This window comes from Streptomyces sp. NRRL B-24085 (genome assembly GCF_001282115.1).
GTDB lineage: Bacteria > Actinomycetota > Actinomycetes > Streptomycetales > Streptomycetaceae > Streptomyces.
In genome coordinates, this window is sequence record NZ_LJBR01000055.1 from 12,096 (window position 1) to 29,112 (window position 17,017).

Consider the following 17,017-nt stretch of genomic DNA (forward strand, 5'->3'; position numbering starts at 1 on the left):
GCGGGAGTCGTCATGCACGGCACTCCGCACATCGTCAGCGACGTCATGACCCGCTCCGTCGCCGCCGTCGGCCGCACGGCCGGCTTCAAGGAGATCGTGCGGCTGATGAGGGACCGGGGCGTCAGTGCCCTGCCGGTCCTCGACGGCGGGGGCCGGGTCCTCGGGATCGTCTCGGAGGCCGATCTGCTGCCCAAGGAGGAGTTCCGCGACAGCGACCCGGACCGGTACACCCAGCTGCGGCGCCTGTCCGACCTGGCCAAGGCGGGAGCCCTCACCGCGGAGGAGCTGATGACCTCACCGGCGCTCACCACCCGGCCGGACGCGACGCTCGCCGAGGCCGCCCGCATCATGGCCCGTGCCAGGGTCAAGCGGCTGCCCGTGGTGGACGAACCGGGCCGGTTGCAGGGCTTCGTCAGCAGGTCGGACCTGCTCAAGGTGTTCCTGCGCGACGACGAGGAGATCGCCGAGGAGGTGCGGCGCGAGGTGGTGGCGTACCTCTTCCCGCCACCGTGCTCGTCGGTCCGCGTCCGGGTCGACGACGGTGCGGTACGGCTCGTCGGCCGGGTCCGGGATCCGTCCCTGATCCCCGTGGCCGCCCGGCTGGTGCGTGCCGTCGGGGGCGTGGTGGACGTGGACTTCGAACCGGAGGCGCAGGGTCCGCCGGACTCCGTGTCCGCCTCCGCCCGGCCTCCCGGAGCGTCGGGGAGCCGGTGAACCCGGGGGCCGCCCGGCGCTCTCCCGCATCTTGGGCCGGTCGGCCCTGGTGGATCGGGTTTCGTTCGCGCGACGATCGTCCTCACGGGCCGCCCGCCGCCCGTCCGCAACCGGGGAACGAGGGGTCGTCATGACCGAGCCAGGCACCTTCACGGAGCAGAACCCGATCCGTGTCTTCCTGCTGGACGACCACGAGGTGGTACGGCGGGGCCTGACCGACCTGCTCGACGCCGAGCCGGACATCTCGGTGGTCGGCGACGCCGGCACCGTCGAGCACGCCCTGGTGCGCGGCCCGGCGCTGCGCCCCCACGTGGCCGTCCTCGACGTGCGCCTCCCGGACGGCGACGGCATCACCGTCTGCCGCGAACTGCGCAGCCAGATGCCCGAGCTGGCCTGTCTGATGCTGACGTCGTTCGACGACGAGGACGCCCTGCTCGACGCCATCATGGCCGGGGCCTCGGGCTATGTCCTCAAGCAGATCCGGGGCTCGGACCTGGTCTCCGCGGTCCGCACGGTCGCCTCCGGCCAGTCCATGCTGGACCCCGCGACCACCGCCCGCCTGATGCGCTCCCTGCGCGCCGACCCCGTCGAGACGCCGGCGCTCGCGCCCGAACTGGCGAGCCTGTCGCCGCGTGAGCGGGACATCCTCGCGCTGATCGGGGACGGACTGACCAACCGCGAGATCGGCAAGAAGCTCTACCTCTCCGAGAAGACGGTCAAGAACCACATCTCCCGGCTGCTGGCCAAGCTCGGCGTCCAGCGCCGCGTCCAGGCCGCGGTCCTGGCCTCGCAACTGGACCAGCCGGAGACGGACGACCGATCCGGGAGGTGAGGGGCCGCGCGCCTCGGGCGTACGGCCGGCGCACGGCCGCCCTCGAAGCCCCTGGTCCGAACACCCGGTGGAGCGCGCTGTGCGCGGCAACCGCATGGCAGGGGGCCGCCGGTGCCCGTACGACACGCTCACCGCACGTCCGACCGTCCCTCCCGACGCCTCGCAGCTCCGGCACCGCCGGCCCGCCTGCGCCGACCTCGTCCGCCGGACCCACCGCGCGGGCCCGGTCGCCGCGAGCGACTAGCGGGGCGTCACGGTGTCCGCAGTCGCCGTCGCCGTACCGGCCCGCGTCCTGGGACGAAGAGACGGATCCGCCGCGGCCGGCCGCACCTCATGACCGTGTCCGGAATACCGGTCAGTCACCTGCGCCCGGCCCTCCGGGCGCCTACGCTCGCCCCGTGCTGCGCATCACCGACGCCCGAACCGGCGAGCCCGTCGACGCCGTCCCCGCCCGCAGGGGCCTGACCCGAGTCGAGGCCCACGTGCCGGGCTACGACGCCTCCGCCCTGCGCGTCCTGCTGGTCGCCGACCTGCTGGTACGGGCCCTGGAGATCGGCGGCACGCCCGTGTGGGCGCTGCTCACCGGCGAACGCGGACAGGCCGAACTGCACGCGGGTGCCGCCGCCCTCGGCATCCGGCCCTTCGAGGACCGCCGGGACGTCGGCCCCGGCTGGGGCGAGTCCCAGGCCGTCCACGTGGTGGGGGAGAACGGTGCCGCCCCGGACGGGGTCCGGGTCGCCGTCGCCCCCGTCGGCACGCCGGACCTCCCGCCGGACGCCGACCCCGCCGCGGTCCGCCTCGCCCTGCTCACCCCGCCCCGCAGCACGCCCGCACAGCTCGACGAGACGGCCCTGACCGACGCCCACGACACCCTCGCGCGGTGGCGCCGGGCCGTCGCCGCCTGGGCCCGGCATCCGTCACGCCCCGTACCCGACGAGGTGCGCGGACGCCTCCGTACCGCCTGGGAGGACGACCTGGACGTACCCGAGGTGCTGCGCGTGCTGCGCCGGGTCGAGGAGTCGGACCTGCCGGAGGGCGCCCGCTTCGAGACGTACGCCTACGCGGACCGGCTGCTCGGTCTCGACCTCACCCGCGACCTGGGGTCCCCGGCATGATCGAGCGTTCCGGAGCGGGGCCCCTGCGCCGCCTGATCGTGCTGAGACACGCGAAGTCCGCGTGGCCGGAGGGCGTCGCCGACCACGAGCGCCCCCTCGGGCCCCGGGGCCGCCGGGACGCACCGGAGGCGGGCCGCGTCCTCGCCGCCTCCGACCTCCTGCCCGACCTCGCCCTGTGCTCCACCGCCGTACGCGCCCGGCACACCTGGGAGCTGGCGTCCGCCCAGTGGGGCACCCCGCCGCCGGTACGCCTCGACCCCGAGCTGTACGCGGCCGACGTACCGGAGCTGCTCGCGGCCGTGCACGGGACACCTCCCGAGGTCGAGACCCTGCTCCTCGTCGGACACAACCCCGGCCTTGAGGAACTGGTCCTGACCCTCGCGGGGGACGGCCTCGACGACGCGCTGGACGAGGTGCGCGTGAAGTTCCCGACGTCGGCGATCGCGGTGCTGGCCTGGCACGGCACGTCCTGGCGGGCCCTGAAGCCGGGGACGGCACTGCTCACGTCCGTGCTGGTGCCGCGCGGGAGGAAGTGACCGGGCGGGCCCGGCCGGCCACGCGGCCGGTGTCCGCGCACGGACTAGGGTGGCCGGATGCAGGACGAGTACCGCACAGTGGCCCGCGCGGGCGTGCACGAGACCGAGGTCAACCGCTCCCGCTTCCTGTGCGCCCTCGCCCCGGCGGCCACCGAACAGGAGGCCCAGGACTTCGTCGCCGCCGTCCGCAAGGGGCACGCCGACGCCACCCACAACTGCTACGCGTACGTCATCGGCGCCGACGCGGCGATCCAGAAGGCGAGCGACGACGGCGAACCCGGCGGCACCGCGGGCGTCCCCATGCTCCAGATGCTGCTGCGCCGCGACATGCGGTACGTCGTCGCCGTCGTCACCCGCTACTACGGCGGCGTCAAGCTCGGCGCGGGCGGACTCATCAGAGCGTACGGCGGCGCGGTCGGCGAGGCCCTGGACACCCTCGGCACCCTCACGCGCCGCCGCTTCCGCCTCGCCACCGTGACCGTCGACCACCAGCGCGCGGGCAAGGTGCAGAACGACCTCCGGTCGACCGGCCGCGAGGTGCGCGACGTCCGCTACGGCGAGGCGGTCACGATCGAGATCGGTCTGCCGGACGCGGACGTGGAGGCGTTCCGGGGCTGGCTCGCTGACGCCACGGCCGGGAGAGCCCGGTTCGAACTGGGCGGGGAGGCCTACGGGGACGCGTGAGTCGGGTCGGCGAGAGCCGAACGGGACTGAACCCGTTCGTTCGCGGCGGAGAGGGCAGGATTCGAACCTGCGCGGGCCACATGGACCCTCCCGGAGAAATCCGGGACCCGGTAGGCCACTTCGGATACCTCTCCCGATCGAGCGGAAGCCTTCACCTTGTCCGGCCTCCGTCTCTGGAAGAGATACTGGCAGTTCACGCTTACGCCGCGCTGACAGCTCGCTGACGCCCGCGAGCTCCTGGAGTCGTTCTCTCAGGTCGTGCCGGTGAGTGTCACACGCCGATCGGCGCCGGCATCTGGGCGGACATGTCCTGCACGGCGGCGGCCTTGAGCGCATCGGCGGTACGAGCGTCCGCCGGGTGGAACATCTCGAGCGACAGTTCCGCCACGGTGATGTCCGTCGCCGCCCCGAACGTGGTGACCGTGCTGAAGAGGCGCAGTTCCGTGTTGTGCTTGTGGACGATCAGACACGACAGGACCTCCTCGCCACCGCCGCCGTTCCCCTCGGGGCCCGGCACGTGTGGGTAGTTGGCCACCTCGTCGTAGAGCTTCATCAGCTTCTCGCTGCCGCTGTTGACCATCTGACGGTGCAGACGGGCCAGCATCTGGGCGCGCATCTCCGCCTTGTTGACCACGTATTGGGAGAGTCCCTGAGGATGCAGGGCCAGCCGCATGAGGTTGATCGGTGGCGTCAGCAACTCGGGAGAGGCTCCGGCCATGAGCCGGCGGGCGGCGTCGTTCATGGCCACCACTGTCTCGTGCACGTTGAACACCAGAGCCGGATAGGGCTCGTGGGCCCTCAGCAGGCGGTCGATCGACGACTTGACCGCGCTGAGCCGGGGCGTCCCGAGCGGGCTCTCCTCGTACTGAGGTGCGTAACCGGCCGCCACGAGAAGCGTGTTGCGCTGTCTGACCGGTACTTCAAGGTGCTCGGAAAGCCGGAGCACCAGATCACGGCTGGGCTTGGCCCTTCCGTTCTCGATGAAGCTGAGGTGTCGTGCGGAGACCTCAGCACGTGAAGCGAGTTCGAGCTGACTGAGCTTCCGCCGACGACGCCAGTTACGCACTAACTCGCCGAGCTCTGCTGCCGATGATGCGTCCATGGGGATCACTCTTGGAATGATAAGCAACAGAGCTCGGTCCCGCAGCCGGGCCCAGGGCATCCGTCAGACGATCTGCTCGAGCCTCGCCACCAGTTGCCCCGGACCCGGCATGGCGTGCATCTCCTTCCGCACGTCGGCGGCGGCATCCCGCAGGGCGTTGTCGTGGAGCAGGGCGTCGACAGCCGCTTTGGTCACGTCGTCGATACGGGCGGACACGCCGGCTCCACGTGCGGCCACTGCGTCCGCGTTGACGTCACGATCGGAGCCGTCGGGCAGCAGGATCTGCGGCAGACCGGCGTCCAGCGCAGCGAGTGTGGTGCCCGAGCCGCCGTGGTGGATGATCCCGGCGGCGGTACGCAGCAGCAGGTTCAAAGGGACCCACCCCTCGACGCGGACATTGGCCGGTACGGGGCCGAGATCGGAGATGTCCGAGTTTCCGAGCGCCATGACGAATTCGGCGTCGAGGTCGCCGACCAGCTCTGCTATGCGCTTCACACGGTCAAGCCCGCCGAGCCCGGGGGCGGTCGTCCCCAGGGTGACCGCGATGCGGGGGCGGCGGGGTGGCTCCAACAGCCAGCCAGGCACACTGCTCCCGCCGTTGTACGGCAGGTAGCGCATCGGCCAGCCCGAGGGCACATGACCGACGAGACTCGGTGGTGCGATGTCGATGGAGTGCATCCGAGTCGGCAGATCCACACCGTGCCGGTCGAAGCATTCAGCCGTCAGGTCACGTAGCCGCGGGCCGTAACCGTCGGTTCGGAAGAGACCGTAGCCGTGTTCCACGGCGGGGATCCCGAGCTTGGCCGCACCGACGAGGCCACCGACGGTGAGAGCGGAGTAGACGACGACGTCGGGCCGCCACTCCTCGGCCACCCGGACATAGGCATCCATCATCGCCGGTTGATCATTCATCATCTGCGCGTAATAGGGCAGGGAGTCCGCGAAGTCCGTGAACCTGGCCGTGGCGAATTCGGCGAACATCTCGGGATGCCGGGCGACCGTCGTTTTCACGATGTCAACCAGTGTGAGACCGGGGCACACGTCGGCAACCGCCAAACCCGCCTCGCGAACGGCGAGACCGTCGCCTCCCGTGGCCACGAGCACCTCGTGGCCGGCCAGTCGCAACGCCCAGGCGAGCGGCACGGCAGGAAACACATGCCCTATCCCGGGCGAGGCAGCGATGAGAACACGCATGGCGAGTTACCTCCTCGGAGTAATCTGCGGCAGGCGTATTACCGAACCATTCCTCGGCAGGTAATAGCCGTGAGTCTTCAGCGGAACGTCGGAGAAATTTCCGCTCTGGAGAAAATGTGATGTCAGACGAGATCGCTCAGTGCTTCCCGGAGCGACCGCTCGGTGTGACCGGCTGAGGCGTCCCGCAGACGAAGGCAGGCGTCCGCGACGGTCGGCGACCCGCCCTGGGTCAGGAATTTCGCACGGACCAGCCTGGCGTGGTCCCGGCGGGTCTCCGGTCCGGCGGCCCCCACGGGAATGTCACGCCGCGTGCTGTACGTGCGGCCGTCCCGCATGCGCACCACGACTTGGGCGGGCGTCGACTTGGTGGAGGTCGCGAAGCTCGGCACGGGTTCGGCCTCCGCATCGAGCAGATCGGCGAGCTGATCGCCGCCGAACTGTCTCAGCCAGGTACGGCCCGCCGACCCCGCCTGGCGCAGCGCTTCCCCGAACGGAGCCTCGCTCCGCAGCAGAGCGCGGGTCATCTCGGGGTCGTGCTCCAGCCGTACGCGTTCGGCCAGCCGCCAGCGTCGCGCGTCCCGCACGGACGGGGCCGAGAAGTCGTCCACGGTGAGCGCGCCTTCCAGCAGAGCCGTGGCCACTGTGTAGGGGGCGGACAGCAACAGAGCACTGAGCGGGGCCTCGGGACTGTCGGCGTAGGGCGCGGCATGACGGTCGGCGAACACGGTGTAGTAGCTGGCGGTCACGGTCACGTCTTCGATGTCCTGCTCACGCAGCGGGCCGTGGTCGCGGTGCAGGTCCAGAGCGCAGTCGACAGCGGAGTCGATCCCCGGTCCGCCCGGCCGTACTTTGAACGACAGTGTCTCGGTGTGCCAGCGACGTCCCAGCTCCTGGGTGACCGCGCCCGCCAGGGGCACTGTGGCGAAGTGACGCAGGAATCCGTCGGGATGTTCGAGGATGTCCCGGGTGCCGTGCAGTCCCGCATGCGCGGCGTCGCAGGCGTCCATGGCGGCCCGTACCGCTGCCAGGGCGTGGACGAGCTTGGCGTCACTGCCGATGAACCCGGGGAACAACGTCCAGGGCGGCAAGGTGTAAGCGACACCCAGCGCGTCGGCCCATACGTCGGCGGGCGCCGATTCCGCGCGCAGCCGCCCGGCGACGGCGCCGGCGAGGTGGGTGTGCACGGCGACCTGCCCTCGAAAGCGGCCGAGCGTCGCCGCGGCGGTGATCCGGGCGGCACACTCGTTGGCGGCGACGACGGCCGTCAGGAGTCCCGTACCGTCGAGCTGACCGGCCAGGGCGTAGGCCACCGGTACCGCGACCGTGGAGTTGGAGAGATGGCCGGCGTACGCGGTGTCGTCGAAGTTGAGCCATGATCCCAGCGCAGCCAGTACGCAGGCCGCCTGCCGGGGGTCGGACGCCAGGGGCGAGCCGTACGCGCGGACCAGGCGCCGGCCGGAGGGATGGCGCAAGCCCGCCCGGATGGCGGCGAGTTGCGAGACTATCTGGCTCTGGGCGAGGGCCAGCACGTGATCGGGCACGTCGTCGGGCCGCAGGGCCGCGGCCCAGGCCGAGAGTTCCTCAGTCGCCGACATGTGGGGCCTTCCCGGAGAGCGTCGGCAGGATCCCCTCGAGCAGTTCGACGGTGACGCGCGCGCCGGTGGCAGGACGCAGTTCGCCGTCGTGCTCGAACAGCAGCGGGTTGCCGTCCGTGCGTTCGACCACCACTTCGCGTCCCCGGGCGTAGGCACTGCCCGGCTGTTCGACGTGCAGGCCGTGGCGCAGCAGTTCCGGCAGAGCCGCGGGGTCTGCCGAGTCGCCGAGCACACAGACGTCGAGCAGGCCGTCGTCCGGTTCCGCGTGCGGCAGCAGGTCGTACTGCCAGGCCCGGTACCGTCCGCCGCCCACGTTGACGAGCATCGTCTTCCCGTGCTGGATCTCGACACCGTCGACAAGGACCCGGCCCTGGTACGGCGTGTGGGTCAGCGCCGACCGCTCCACCGCGGCCTGGTACCGGGCGCGCCCGGTTGCCTCGATGCCGCGGGCCAGGAGCAGGACGTCCGCCACCAGACCGGACCCGGCCCCGAGCAGGATCAGCTCACCGGTCTCCACGACCCGGGCCATGTCCAGGTGGCGGACCATGAGGCGGGGCTGGGTGACAGCGGCTCGGAGGATCCCCTGCCAGGGGCGGTCACCCCACAGGTTGCGATAGTTGGAGTTGCCCGTCCCGAACGGGACCACGAAGAGCGCCGGGCGGTCCTCGGCACGGTCGGCGGCGCCCACGATCTGCCGTGCCGTCCAGTGTGCCGTCCCGTCGCCACCCACGCTCACGACGAGGTCGGCTCGCGCCAGGCCTTCGACGACGCGGCCTTCCACGCGTTCCTGCCGCTCACGCCCGACCCATTGCACGGTCACCTCGTCGCAGTGCCGGGCACACACGTCCAGGACCTCGAGTACCCGGTCCGACGTGACGGCTCCGGCAGCGGAGTTGGCGATGATCAGGACGGAGCTCGCTCTGGCGCGGCTTGCCGTCATCCTGCCCCCCTGGGATCGCTTGGGTCACCGACCCGTCCGGCATTGAACGGGAATGACGGAAGGGTGGCAGATGTGGCTGACTCCTCACTGACGAGGCGGCCCGAGATATTACCTGGGGGGTAATCGACATGAACTGTGGCCGACGGGCAACCTTGAATGACCCTGGAAGGCCCACGCCCGACAGGGTCGGCATTTCGCCTGTATCAAACATTCCAGGGAGAGACCCACATGAGTACCGGAGGTGCGCCCGCTGAGGTGTCCCCCGATTCCGGGGACGCCAACGCGGATTCGAAGCGCTGGTGGTCGCTCACCACTGTTCTGCTTTCGACCTTCATGGCCCAGCTCGACAATACCGTCGTGAATGTGGCGCTTCCTTCGATCGGTCAGGATCTGAATCTGCAGATCTCCGGGATCGAATGGATTATCAGCTCCTACATGCTGGTGTTCTCGGCGCTGCTCCTTCTCGGCGGTCGGCTCGCCGACCTCCTCGGCACCCGGCGCGTGCTGATGATCGGCATCATCGTGTTCACGATCGCGTCGCTGTTCGCCGGTCTCGCCGACTCGTTCGGCATGCTGCTGGCCGGCCGGGCCGTGCAGGGAGTGGGTGCGGCACTGTCCACCCCGGCGACGCTCATGATCATTCTGACGACCTTCAAGGACGATCGTGAACGCGGTAAGGCGATCGGCCTGTGGGGAGCGGTGATCGCGCTGTCGTTCGCGTTCGGTCCCATTGTCGGCGGGGTGCTCACCCGCTACATCGACTGGGGCTGGATCTTCTTCATCAATGTCCCGATCGGTGTTGCCGCCGTCGCGATCGGTCTGTGGTCGATCGACAAGAACGCGGGCATCACGCAGTCGCGGCGGCTGGACACGCCTGGCCTGATCAGTTCGGGTGTCGTGCTGTTCGGCCTGACGTACGCGCTCATCGAGGGGCCGAAGGAGGGGTGGACGGCTACCCCGATCCTCGCGTCCTTCGCGGCGGTCGTGCTGGCGCTGATCGTCTTCTGCCTGGTCGAGACACGCTTCCGGGACCCGATGTTCGACCTGACGCTGTTCCGCAACGGCACCTTCACCTGGGGCACGGCGGCGCTCGTCCTGTGGGGCTGCGGCATGATGGGCGTCTTCGCCTACACCTCGCTGTACCTGCAGAACGTGCTGGACTTCTCACCCATCCTGGCCGGTGCCGTCTTCGTCCCGCTGGCCGTCGTCATGGCCGTCGTGGCCACGCTCTCCGGGAAGCTCGCGGAGAAGTTCGGGGTGCTGCGCACTGTCCTGGTCGGCTTCGTCGTCGCCGCCGTCGGCTTGGCACTGCTGGCCGTCCCGGACGAGCACGCCAGCGCCTGGGACCTCCAGGTCGCGCTCATTCTCGTCGGCCTCGGTGCCGGCGCTGTGACTCCACTGCAGACCGCCGTGGCCGGCGCGCTGCCGGTCACGAAGGTCGGAGTCGCCAGTGGTGTGCTCAACGCCTTCCGTGAGATGTCGGCACTGTGTGGTGTGACGGTGCTCGGCGCGGTGGTCAGCTCGGTCACGGCCGGACGCATCGAGTCCGGCGACGGGCCCAAGATCGCCTATCTGTCGGGCTACCACAGCGGCGTACTGATCGCCTCGGCGCTCATCTTCGCCGGCGCCGTCACCGCACTGCTCGCGCTCCGTCCGGGTCGGGCAGCGGTCGACGCCGCCGAGGCCGAGCCGGCGCCGCAGGAATCGATGGCACCCGCCGAGGGCTGACCCGGACTCCCTGATGAGACGGCCGGCCCTGAGCAAGGGACATCCCCCGCCTTCTTCGGGGCGGTCGGCGGTACAGGGGAGCACAACGGGCCCGCAGGACATCCTGTGGGCCCGTTGTCATGTCTGGGGCGTGTCTGGACGCAAGCGGGGACTTCTGGGACGTCCGTGCACGCACATCCCCGGCCACGGCGGGCGCGGTGTGCGGAGCCGGGCCGGCGGCGACCGGCGGACGGGCCACCGACCACCCGCCGCGGCAAGCGGCCGACGCCTGTGAGCAGAAAGCGGCCCCTGTGGCCACGACTCGCTCGGGGAGGAGTCGTGGCCACAGGGGCCGGTGGGTGGTCGCCTCGGTACCCGGCCGGCGGCCGGTGACCGACGGGAAGTCGTCAGGCGGACATGCGGAGTTCCTGGGTGAGGATCGCCTGCTCGGTCCGGCGCAGTTCGATGGAGGGTTCTATACCCAGTTCCTCCGAGAGCCTGGACCACATCTCGCGGTAGGACGACAGGGCCTCGGCCTGCCGGCCACAGCGGTACAGGGCAATCATCAGCTGGGCGCAGAACCGCTCCTGGAGCGGGTTCTCGGCGTGCTTCTCACGCAGTTCGCCCAGGATGCCGGCATGGTTGCCGCGGGCCAGTTCGTTCTCGAAGAGGAGTTCCAGGGCGCGGATGCGGTACTCCTCGTACCGCGCCGCCGCGGCGCGGCAGATGGGGCCGCTGGCCTCTCCGCCGAAGACAGGGCCACGCCACCGGGCCAGCGCCGCACGGAGCATGTCGACGACCTCGCACGGCCTGCCGTCTGCCGCCTGCGCCCGCGTCACCGCTGCCACGAAGGAGGACGCGTCCAACTCGTCCTCGTCAACGACGAGTTGGTAGCCATAGGGATGGCCGATCAGCCGTGAGGCCTCCCGGCCCCGTTCCAGGCTTGCCAGCTTCTTCCTTAATCGACTCACCAGCGCCTGAAGGGCGTTGACCACCCCGCTGGGCGGCAATTCGCCCCACAGCTCGTCGATCAGGGCGTCCACCGAAACAGTTTTCCCTTCACTCACCAGGAGAACGTGCATGAGGGTCCGCTGCAGTTCACTTCTGAACGTTGCGCGACTGCCACATTCGGCCCGTATCTCCAGACCGCCCAGGAGAAGGAATTGCACAATGCCCCCGTCGTCCATTCGATCGCGAATACACCACTAATGCCAGGAACTGGCTCGCACGTTCGATTGCACTCATCAAGAAACTATAACGGCGCCAGTCGAAAGGTCAAGCGCATTAATCGCCCGCAACCCGGACACTGTGTTGGTCATCCTGACTAAAAAATTGCCCAGGCGTGGCGAAAAGTAGTCGACGCACAGGTGCCGGACCCTGTCGCCACCAATGTTATTGGCGGCGACAGGGCCCGGCGGGTGCTGCGCGGGGCTTCTCGTCAGACCGGTACGACGTCGAAGAACTGGTAGTCCGAGCGGATTCGTCCTTGCTTGTCGACGATGATGAAGTCGACGCCGGCCATGCTCACTTCATCGTTCTCGGGGTTCACCAGCTCCCATCCGAACCGCACGGCGTTGTGGTTCGCGTCGGGCGCAGCGTCGTCCCGGAGGCGAAACGTCAGACCCTTGGCGCCGTAGTGACCAAAGGCATCAGTCACGCCTGCCAAGATCGCGTCGTGTCCACTGAGCACAGCCTGCGGAAATACGTATTCACCATCCTCGGCCCACAGTTCCTGAATACGCTTTCGCCGGACATCGGCGTCCTTTTCGTTCCAGGTCGCGATGTAGTTTTCGGCCAGTCGGCGGAAGTCCTCCATGGGTCCCTTCTATCGTTCGGGGAAAGCTTGACGATGTAATCGTCACCGACTGCCGGCTCCCCGGACAATTACTTGGGAGGTAATAAACAAGCGGGCTCAGGCGGAGGCGAAGGCGAGGACCGCGTTCTGCCCTCCGAACCCGAAGGAGTTGCTGAGCGCGAGATCGACTCGCCGGACAGTGGGCTCCGTGGCCACGGCGAGATCGATCTCGGGGTCCAGATTCTTGAGGTTGGCCGTGGGAGGCACGACACCCCGCTCGATGGTGAGCACGGTGAACGCCGCCTCCACGGCCCCGGCCGCCCCCAGGAGATGCCCCGTCGCCCCCTTGGTTGAGGTCACGAGCGTGGAGCCGGGCAACAGCCGGCGCAGCATCCGGGCTTCCGCGAGATCGTTCAACGGAGTGGACGTACCGTGCGCGTTGACGTGCTCGACATCCCCTGGGCAGGCTCCGGCGTCGACGAGCGCGGCGCGCATCGCGGCGCCGAACCCGACACCTTCGGGATGCGGCGCGGTGATGTGCCGGGCGTCCGCGCTCGCGCCGTAGCCCACCAGCCGGGCCTTCACCCGGGCTCCTCTGGCCCGGGCGTCGGCCACGCGTTCCAGTACCAAGACACCGCTGCCCTCTGCCGCGACGAAGCCGTCCCTCTCCGCGTCGAAGGGACGGGACGCCGAAGCAGGGTCGTCCTCCCTGGTCGAGAGTGCGCCCATCTGCGCGAACCCGGCCATGACCAGGGGTGTGATCATGGCCTCGCTGCCGCCCGCCAGGACGATGTCGCAGCGTCCGAGCAGCAGCAGATCACGCGCGGTACCGATGGCCGTGGCGCCCGAGGCGCAGGCGGTGGCCACGACCAGGTTCGGACCGGTGGCGCCGAACTCGATCGCTGTCTGACCCGCCATCATGTTCGGCAACTGCATCGGCAGCAGCAGGGGCGACACCCTGGCTGGTCCCTCGTCACGCAGAACGTCGTGCTGCGCCTCGACCGTGGCCGGTCCGCCGTCGGCGCAGCCGAGGACGATGCCCACCCTGGCGCCGTCCCAGGTCTGCGGGTCGAGGCCGGCGTCGTGGAGGGCTTCCCTGGCGGCGACCAACACGAACTGTGTGAAGCGATCGAGTCGATGGGCCTTGCGGCCACCGAGCAGCCGGTCGGGGTCGAAGCCCGGAACCCGCGCGGACATGCGCACCGGACCGCCCTCAAGCTCCGGATCATGTGCGGCCGCGGATCTGCCCTCGCTGACGGCCGCCCAACTGGGGCCGGTTCCGATACCACCCGGAGTGACGAGCCCCAGCCCGGTGACAGCGATGTCGGACGGGGACATCAGACCTCCGCTTTCCTGCTCTCGACCAGCCGGACCATGTCACCGATCGAGGTGGTCTCCATCAGCTCGTCGTCGCTCACGTTCACGCCGAGTTCCTTCTCCAGCAGCAGTGACAGCTCGACCACTGCCAGAGAGTCCAGTTCGACGTCCTCCCGGGTGGCCTCCGGAGTGATCCGATCCGGGTCCACCTTGAGTTTGCCGACCAGGATGTCCTTCAGGGTCTCGAACATGTGAAAGTCCTTTCAACGAGTCGATCGGATGGATGAAGCCGGGCGCATGCCGGGAACCGGCACCTCGGCCCCGGGCCGGTCCGGCGCGGTGAGCGGGCCCAGGCGTGGCCAGCGCACCGTCGTGGCACCCCAGGCCAGACCGCCGCCGAACGCAGTGAGCAGCACCCGCATGCCCTCGGTCAGTTCGCCCTCCGCCGCGGCCTGGGCTAGCAGCAGCGGGACGGATGCCGCGGCGGTGTTGCCCACCTGCTCGATGTTGCTGAGCCTGCGCTCGGGGGGCACCCCCAGTTCATCGGCGACCGTGCCCAGGATGCGGGCGTTGGCCTGATGGGCGGCCAGCCTGTCCACGTCCTCCACCTGCCAACCGGCGCGAACGAGTGCGTCACGGCTCACCGCGGTCATCCGATCCACCGCGTGCCGGTAGGTCTCCCGGCCCCGCATGCGGAAGAACCTGTCGCCCGGCGCGGGTGCGACCCCGGCCGACGGTTGCCGTGACCCCCCGGCGGGGACCTGGATCAGATGTCGGTGCTCGCCGTCACTGCCCAGCACCACCGGGCCCACCGCGCCCGGTTCATCGGGTTCGCCGGCGCGCAGGACCACGGCGCCGGCACCGTCCGCGAAAATCACGGCAACCCCTCGGTCCTCGGGATCGACGATCGTGGTGAACGCGTCGGCTCCGACCAGCAGGACGCGTTCCGCGGTGCCCGCGGCGATGAGTCCCGCCGAGACGGCGAGGCCGTAGAGAAAGCCGCTGCACACGGCCGATATGTCGAGGGCGGCCACGGGCCCGAGTCCCAGTCTGGCCGCCACGTCCGGGGCTGTGGCCGGACACGGGTGGTCGGGCGTGGTCGTGGCGAGCACCAGGGCATCGGCTTCGCTCGCCCCGGACGACTCCAGTGCCCTTCGTCCGGCCTCCACCGCAAGATCGGACGTGGCGGTGCCGGGCGACACCACATGGCGACTGGCGATTCCGGTCCGTGACCGGATCCACTCGTCCGAGGTGTCCAGCCGGGCTGTCAGGTCGGCGTTGGTCACAAGGTTGGGGGGCACGTAACCACCCAGTCCGGCGATCACTGCGGCTCTCATGCCGCTTCCCGCGCACCGCCGGTGATGAGTTCGACCGGCAGCCCCATGTAGGCCATGCGAGCCTCGGCCATCTCGTCCGTCCACTGCTCAGCCATGTCGTACCGCTGCTCCGGCGTGGTGTCGATCATGCGGACACCCGGCCAGATCTCGTAGTCCCCGATCAGGTCCGCGTGGCGCGTCATGCCGGCCTGGAAGAGTTCCTCTCGCTGGATCACGAACTCGCGGTCCGGCACCTCCTCCCAGAGCCGGCGTCCGGCATCGAGGACCTCCGCGAGCCTGGGCCGGTATTCCGGATGACGGACCAGATGGTTCTTGAGGATGGTGGACGCGACGGTCAGATGGCGGATCTCGTCGATCGCGGTGCCGCGGGAGATCTCGCCCGTGGCCGGCGACAGCGGGGTCCACTTGCGCTCGCTCAGTTCTGCGGCCGGGGCCAGAACCCCCTCGATCACGATGGCGAAGACGGCCACGCCGCCGGGGAAGTCGGCCTGGTCCCGGATGATGTCGAGGGTGAACTCCTCGACCGGGTCCAGCACCCGGCGTCGGTAGTCGGCCGCCATGACCTCGATGTCGGCCAGCAGAGTGTCCGCCGGCATGCCGAGCTCGACCAGGTGGTTGCGGAAGACCCGCGCATGCCGGGCCTCGTCGATGAGCTGTGTGGCGTAGAACTCCAGTTCGGGAACGCCGGGGGCGTTGGCCACGTAGTGGGCGAGCAGGCGCGTGGCGATCTCCTCGGACAGTCCGCGGAAGCCGAACTCCAGGACCAGTGCCTCCCTGAGGGGCCCGGGGGCACGCAGGAAATCGGGGACCTCGGCGTCGCGATGGTGTCCCGTCTCACCCCGGTCCCTCAAAGTGCCCTGGGCGACCTGTGTGATCCAGTAGGCCAGATCGCAGGTGTCCGGCCCGAGCACCAACTCCTTGGCCCCGTCGAGCAGTCCAGGGGCGGCATCCCAGTCCGCCTCACGCGCTGTGGCCGTTCCTGTTGTCTCCTGTGTCATCCCATTCTCTTTCTGACGCTTCAAGTGCTTCTCGGCGCGCAGTGCGCTCACGCCGTGTCCGGTACGGCCAGCGCCTCGTCCCGTAGCAGGGGGTTCGCTCCCGGCAGCGGGCACGGAGGTTCGAGGGCCGCCGCGAAGAGGTCGCCGGCGAAGCTGAGCAGCGGCTCGCCCTCCGCGGAGTCGGCCCTCACCACCTGGCCGAGGAGAACCTCGTGGTCACCGACGACGGCGCACCCGGCCACGCGGCAGGAGAAGTGCCCCAGGGCTCCCTCCAGGAGGGGAGCCGCCGTGTAGTCGTCACGTCGCCATGGCAGGCCCGCGAACTGGGCCTCGCCGTCCGGGCGACGTCCGTCGGCGAACCAGCGGGCGGCGTCGGCCTGACGGCCGCTCAGCACGTTCACCGAGAACCGGCCCTCGGCCATGGCGAGGCCGACGATCACGGAGCCGGCCTTCAGGCTGGCCGCCAGGAGGAGCGGGCTGTGCGAGACGGTGGCCGCGGTGGAGACGGTCGTGCCGTGCAGCCTGCCTTCGTGTTGGACCGTCAGTACGGAAACCGCGCTCGCCAGTTGTCGCAGTGATCTGCGTCGGCTCGCGTTCATCGCCGCGTTGCCGTCGCCACGTGCCCGCGTCCGGCCCGGTGCCTGTTGGCGGCGGGAATGTGCCCGACGGGGATCGGATCCATGAGGTGGCCCACCGGCTTGGGATGCTGCACACCCAGGTCGTCGAGGATGTCGAGGTAGCCCGGCTGCCGTACGGGTTCGAAGGGCAGCGCGAAGGACTTCATGAAGTTCCCGAACAGACCCCGGTCGCCGAAGAGATGGAAGGGCAGGGCGAGCAGCGCCCACTCGGGTCCGGCCACCCAGCACCACACCGCTGCCACGGCACCCTGGGTGATCAGGCTGTGCATGACGTTGTAGAGCACGTAGTAGGCCTTGGGTATCGGGTCCCCCTTGCTGCGCCGGAAGGCGATGGCGCCCGGGATGTAGCCGATCAGGTCGATGTAGAAGAAGAGGGCGAGGAAGGGGATCCAGCGGATCTCACCCACATTGGCGATGATCAGTCCCGTGCTGACGGCGAAGCCCACGAGGTACTCCGCGCGGTGCAGCGAGAAGGTTCGTGGCGTCTCGAACGGGTTCGCCTGGTCCATGCTG

Annotated in this window: 19 protein-coding genes and 1 tRNA gene; 7 read left to right on the forward strand and 13 right to left on the reverse strand. The window is 69.7% G+C overall.

Annotated elements, in window-relative coordinates; translation table 11 throughout:
• Positions 1-12 precede the first annotated feature (12 nt).
• From AOJ26_RS08065 to AOJ26_RS08085, 6 genes are all read left to right on the forward strand, one after another.
• A complete protein-coding gene (locus AOJ26_RS08065; protein ID WP_053847504.1) occupies positions 13-714 on the forward strand; it encodes a CBS domain-containing protein in 702 nt (233 codons plus the stop codon).
• Between the two features lie 130 nt (positions 715-844).
• Positions 845-1,546, forward strand: coding sequence for a response regulator (locus AOJ26_RS08070; RefSeq protein WP_053847505.1), 702 nt, complete (start codon positions 845-847; stop codon positions 1,544-1,546).
• A 79-nt stretch (positions 1,547-1,625) separates the two neighbouring features.
• Positions 1,626-1,790: a hypothetical protein gene (locus tag AOJ26_RS43370; protein WP_159044241.1), complete on the forward strand. Its 165-nt coding sequence runs from the start codon at positions 1,626-1,628 to the stop codon at positions 1,788-1,790.
• A 154-nt stretch (positions 1,791-1,944) separates the two neighbouring features.
• Positions 1,945-2,661, forward strand: a complete 717-nt coding sequence (locus AOJ26_RS08075) for a cysteinyl-tRNA synthetase (RefSeq protein WP_053847506.1) — start codon at positions 1,945-1,947, stop codon at positions 2,659-2,661.
• On the forward strand, positions 2,658-3,197 hold the full coding sequence (locus AOJ26_RS08080) for a SixA phosphatase family protein (RefSeq protein ID WP_053847507.1): 540 nt from the start codon (positions 2,658-2,660) through the stop codon (positions 3,195-3,197). Before AOJ26_RS08075 ends, AOJ26_RS08080 begins: the two co-directional genes overlap by 4 nt.
• Positions 3,198-3,254: 57 nt before the next feature.
• On the forward strand, positions 3,255-3,881 hold the full coding sequence (locus AOJ26_RS08085; protein WP_053847508.1) for a YigZ family protein: 627 nt from the start codon (positions 3,255-3,257) through the stop codon (positions 3,879-3,881).
• A gap of 46 nt (positions 3,882-3,927) precedes the next feature.
• Here AOJ26_RS08085 and AOJ26_RS08090 read toward each other — a convergent pair.
• From AOJ26_RS08090 to AOJ26_RS08110, 5 genes are all read right to left on the reverse strand, one after another.
• Positions 3,928-4,015, reverse strand: a tRNA-OTHER gene (locus AOJ26_RS08090).
• 137 nt (positions 4,016-4,152) lie between these two features.
• Positions 4,153-4,983: a helix-turn-helix domain-containing protein gene (locus AOJ26_RS08095; protein ID WP_053847509.1), complete on the reverse strand. Its 831-nt coding sequence runs from the start codon at positions 4,981-4,983 to the stop codon at positions 4,153-4,155.
• Positions 4,984-5,046: 63 nt separating this feature from the next.
• Entirely contained in the window at positions 5,047-6,177 is a 1,131-nt protein-coding gene (locus AOJ26_RS08100) for a nucleotide disphospho-sugar-binding domain-containing protein (RefSeq protein ID WP_063790250.1), read from the reverse strand.
• Between the two features lie 122 nt (positions 6,178-6,299).
• Entirely contained in the window at positions 6,300-7,772 is a 1,473-nt protein-coding gene (locus AOJ26_RS08105; protein ID WP_053847511.1) for an MmgE/PrpD family protein, read from the reverse strand.
• Complete coding sequence (locus AOJ26_RS08110; RefSeq protein WP_053847512.1) at positions 7,759-8,712, reverse strand: diacylglycerol/lipid kinase family protein; 954 nt, start codon at positions 8,710-8,712, stop codon at positions 7,759-7,761. The genes AOJ26_RS08105 and AOJ26_RS08110 overlap by 14 nt, the downstream gene beginning before the upstream one ends.
• A gap of 228 nt (positions 8,713-8,940) precedes the next feature.
• On the opposite strand from AOJ26_RS08110, the gene AOJ26_RS08115 reads away from it, so the two are divergent.
• On the forward strand, positions 8,941-10,440 hold the full coding sequence (locus AOJ26_RS08115; protein WP_086724083.1) for an MFS transporter: 1,500 nt from the start codon (positions 8,941-8,943) through the stop codon (positions 10,438-10,440).
• Between the two features lie 386 nt (positions 10,441-10,826).
• Here the strand turns inward: AOJ26_RS08115 and AOJ26_RS08120 are convergent, their stop codons facing one another.
• The 8 genes from AOJ26_RS08120 to AOJ26_RS08155 form a co-directional block, all read right to left on the reverse strand.
• The gene (locus AOJ26_RS08120) at positions 10,827-11,606 is read right to left on the reverse strand and encodes an AfsR/SARP family transcriptional regulator (protein ID WP_063790251.1); all 780 of its coding nucleotides are present in this window, start codon (positions 11,604-11,606) and stop codon (positions 10,827-10,829) included.
• Between the two features lie 251 nt (positions 11,607-11,857).
• Positions 11,858-12,235 carry a nuclear transport factor 2 family protein gene (locus AOJ26_RS08125; RefSeq protein ID WP_053847514.1) on the reverse strand — a complete coding sequence of 126 codons (378 nt, stop codon included), beginning with the start codon at positions 12,233-12,235 and terminating at the stop codon, positions 11,858-11,860.
• Between the two features lie 96 nt (positions 12,236-12,331).
• The gene (locus tag AOJ26_RS08130) at positions 12,332-13,552 is read right to left on the reverse strand and encodes a beta-ketoacyl-[acyl-carrier-protein] synthase family protein (protein ID WP_053847515.1); all 1,221 of its coding nucleotides are present in this window, start codon (positions 13,550-13,552) and stop codon (positions 12,332-12,334) included.
• The gene (locus AOJ26_RS08135) at positions 13,552-13,782 is read right to left on the reverse strand and encodes an acyl carrier protein (protein WP_053847516.1); all 231 of its coding nucleotides are present in this window, start codon (positions 13,780-13,782) and stop codon (positions 13,552-13,554) included. Before AOJ26_RS08135 ends, AOJ26_RS08130 begins: the two co-directional genes overlap by 1 nt.
• Positions 13,783-13,794: 12 nt before the next feature.
• A complete protein-coding gene (locus AOJ26_RS08140) occupies positions 13,795-14,868 on the reverse strand; it encodes a beta-ketoacyl-ACP synthase III (protein ID WP_078959799.1) in 1,074 nt (357 codons plus the stop codon).
• Positions 14,865-15,866 carry a VlmB-like protein gene (locus tag AOJ26_RS08145; RefSeq protein ID WP_053847517.1) on the reverse strand — a complete coding sequence of 334 codons (1,002 nt, stop codon included), beginning with the start codon at positions 15,864-15,866 and terminating at the stop codon, positions 14,865-14,867. The genes AOJ26_RS08140 and AOJ26_RS08145 overlap by 4 nt, the downstream gene beginning before the upstream one ends.
• A gap of 47 nt (positions 15,867-15,913) precedes the next feature.
• Positions 15,914-16,465, reverse strand: a complete 552-nt coding sequence (locus AOJ26_RS08150) for a flavin reductase family protein (RefSeq protein ID WP_053847518.1) — start codon at positions 16,463-16,465, stop codon at positions 15,914-15,916.
• Positions 16,462-17,013 carry a hypothetical protein gene (locus AOJ26_RS08155; RefSeq protein WP_053847519.1) on the reverse strand — a complete coding sequence of 184 codons (552 nt, stop codon included), beginning with the start codon at positions 17,011-17,013 and terminating at the stop codon, positions 16,462-16,464. The genes AOJ26_RS08150 and AOJ26_RS08155 overlap by 4 nt, the downstream gene beginning before the upstream one ends.
• Between the last annotated feature and the right edge of the window lie 4 nt (positions 17,014-17,017).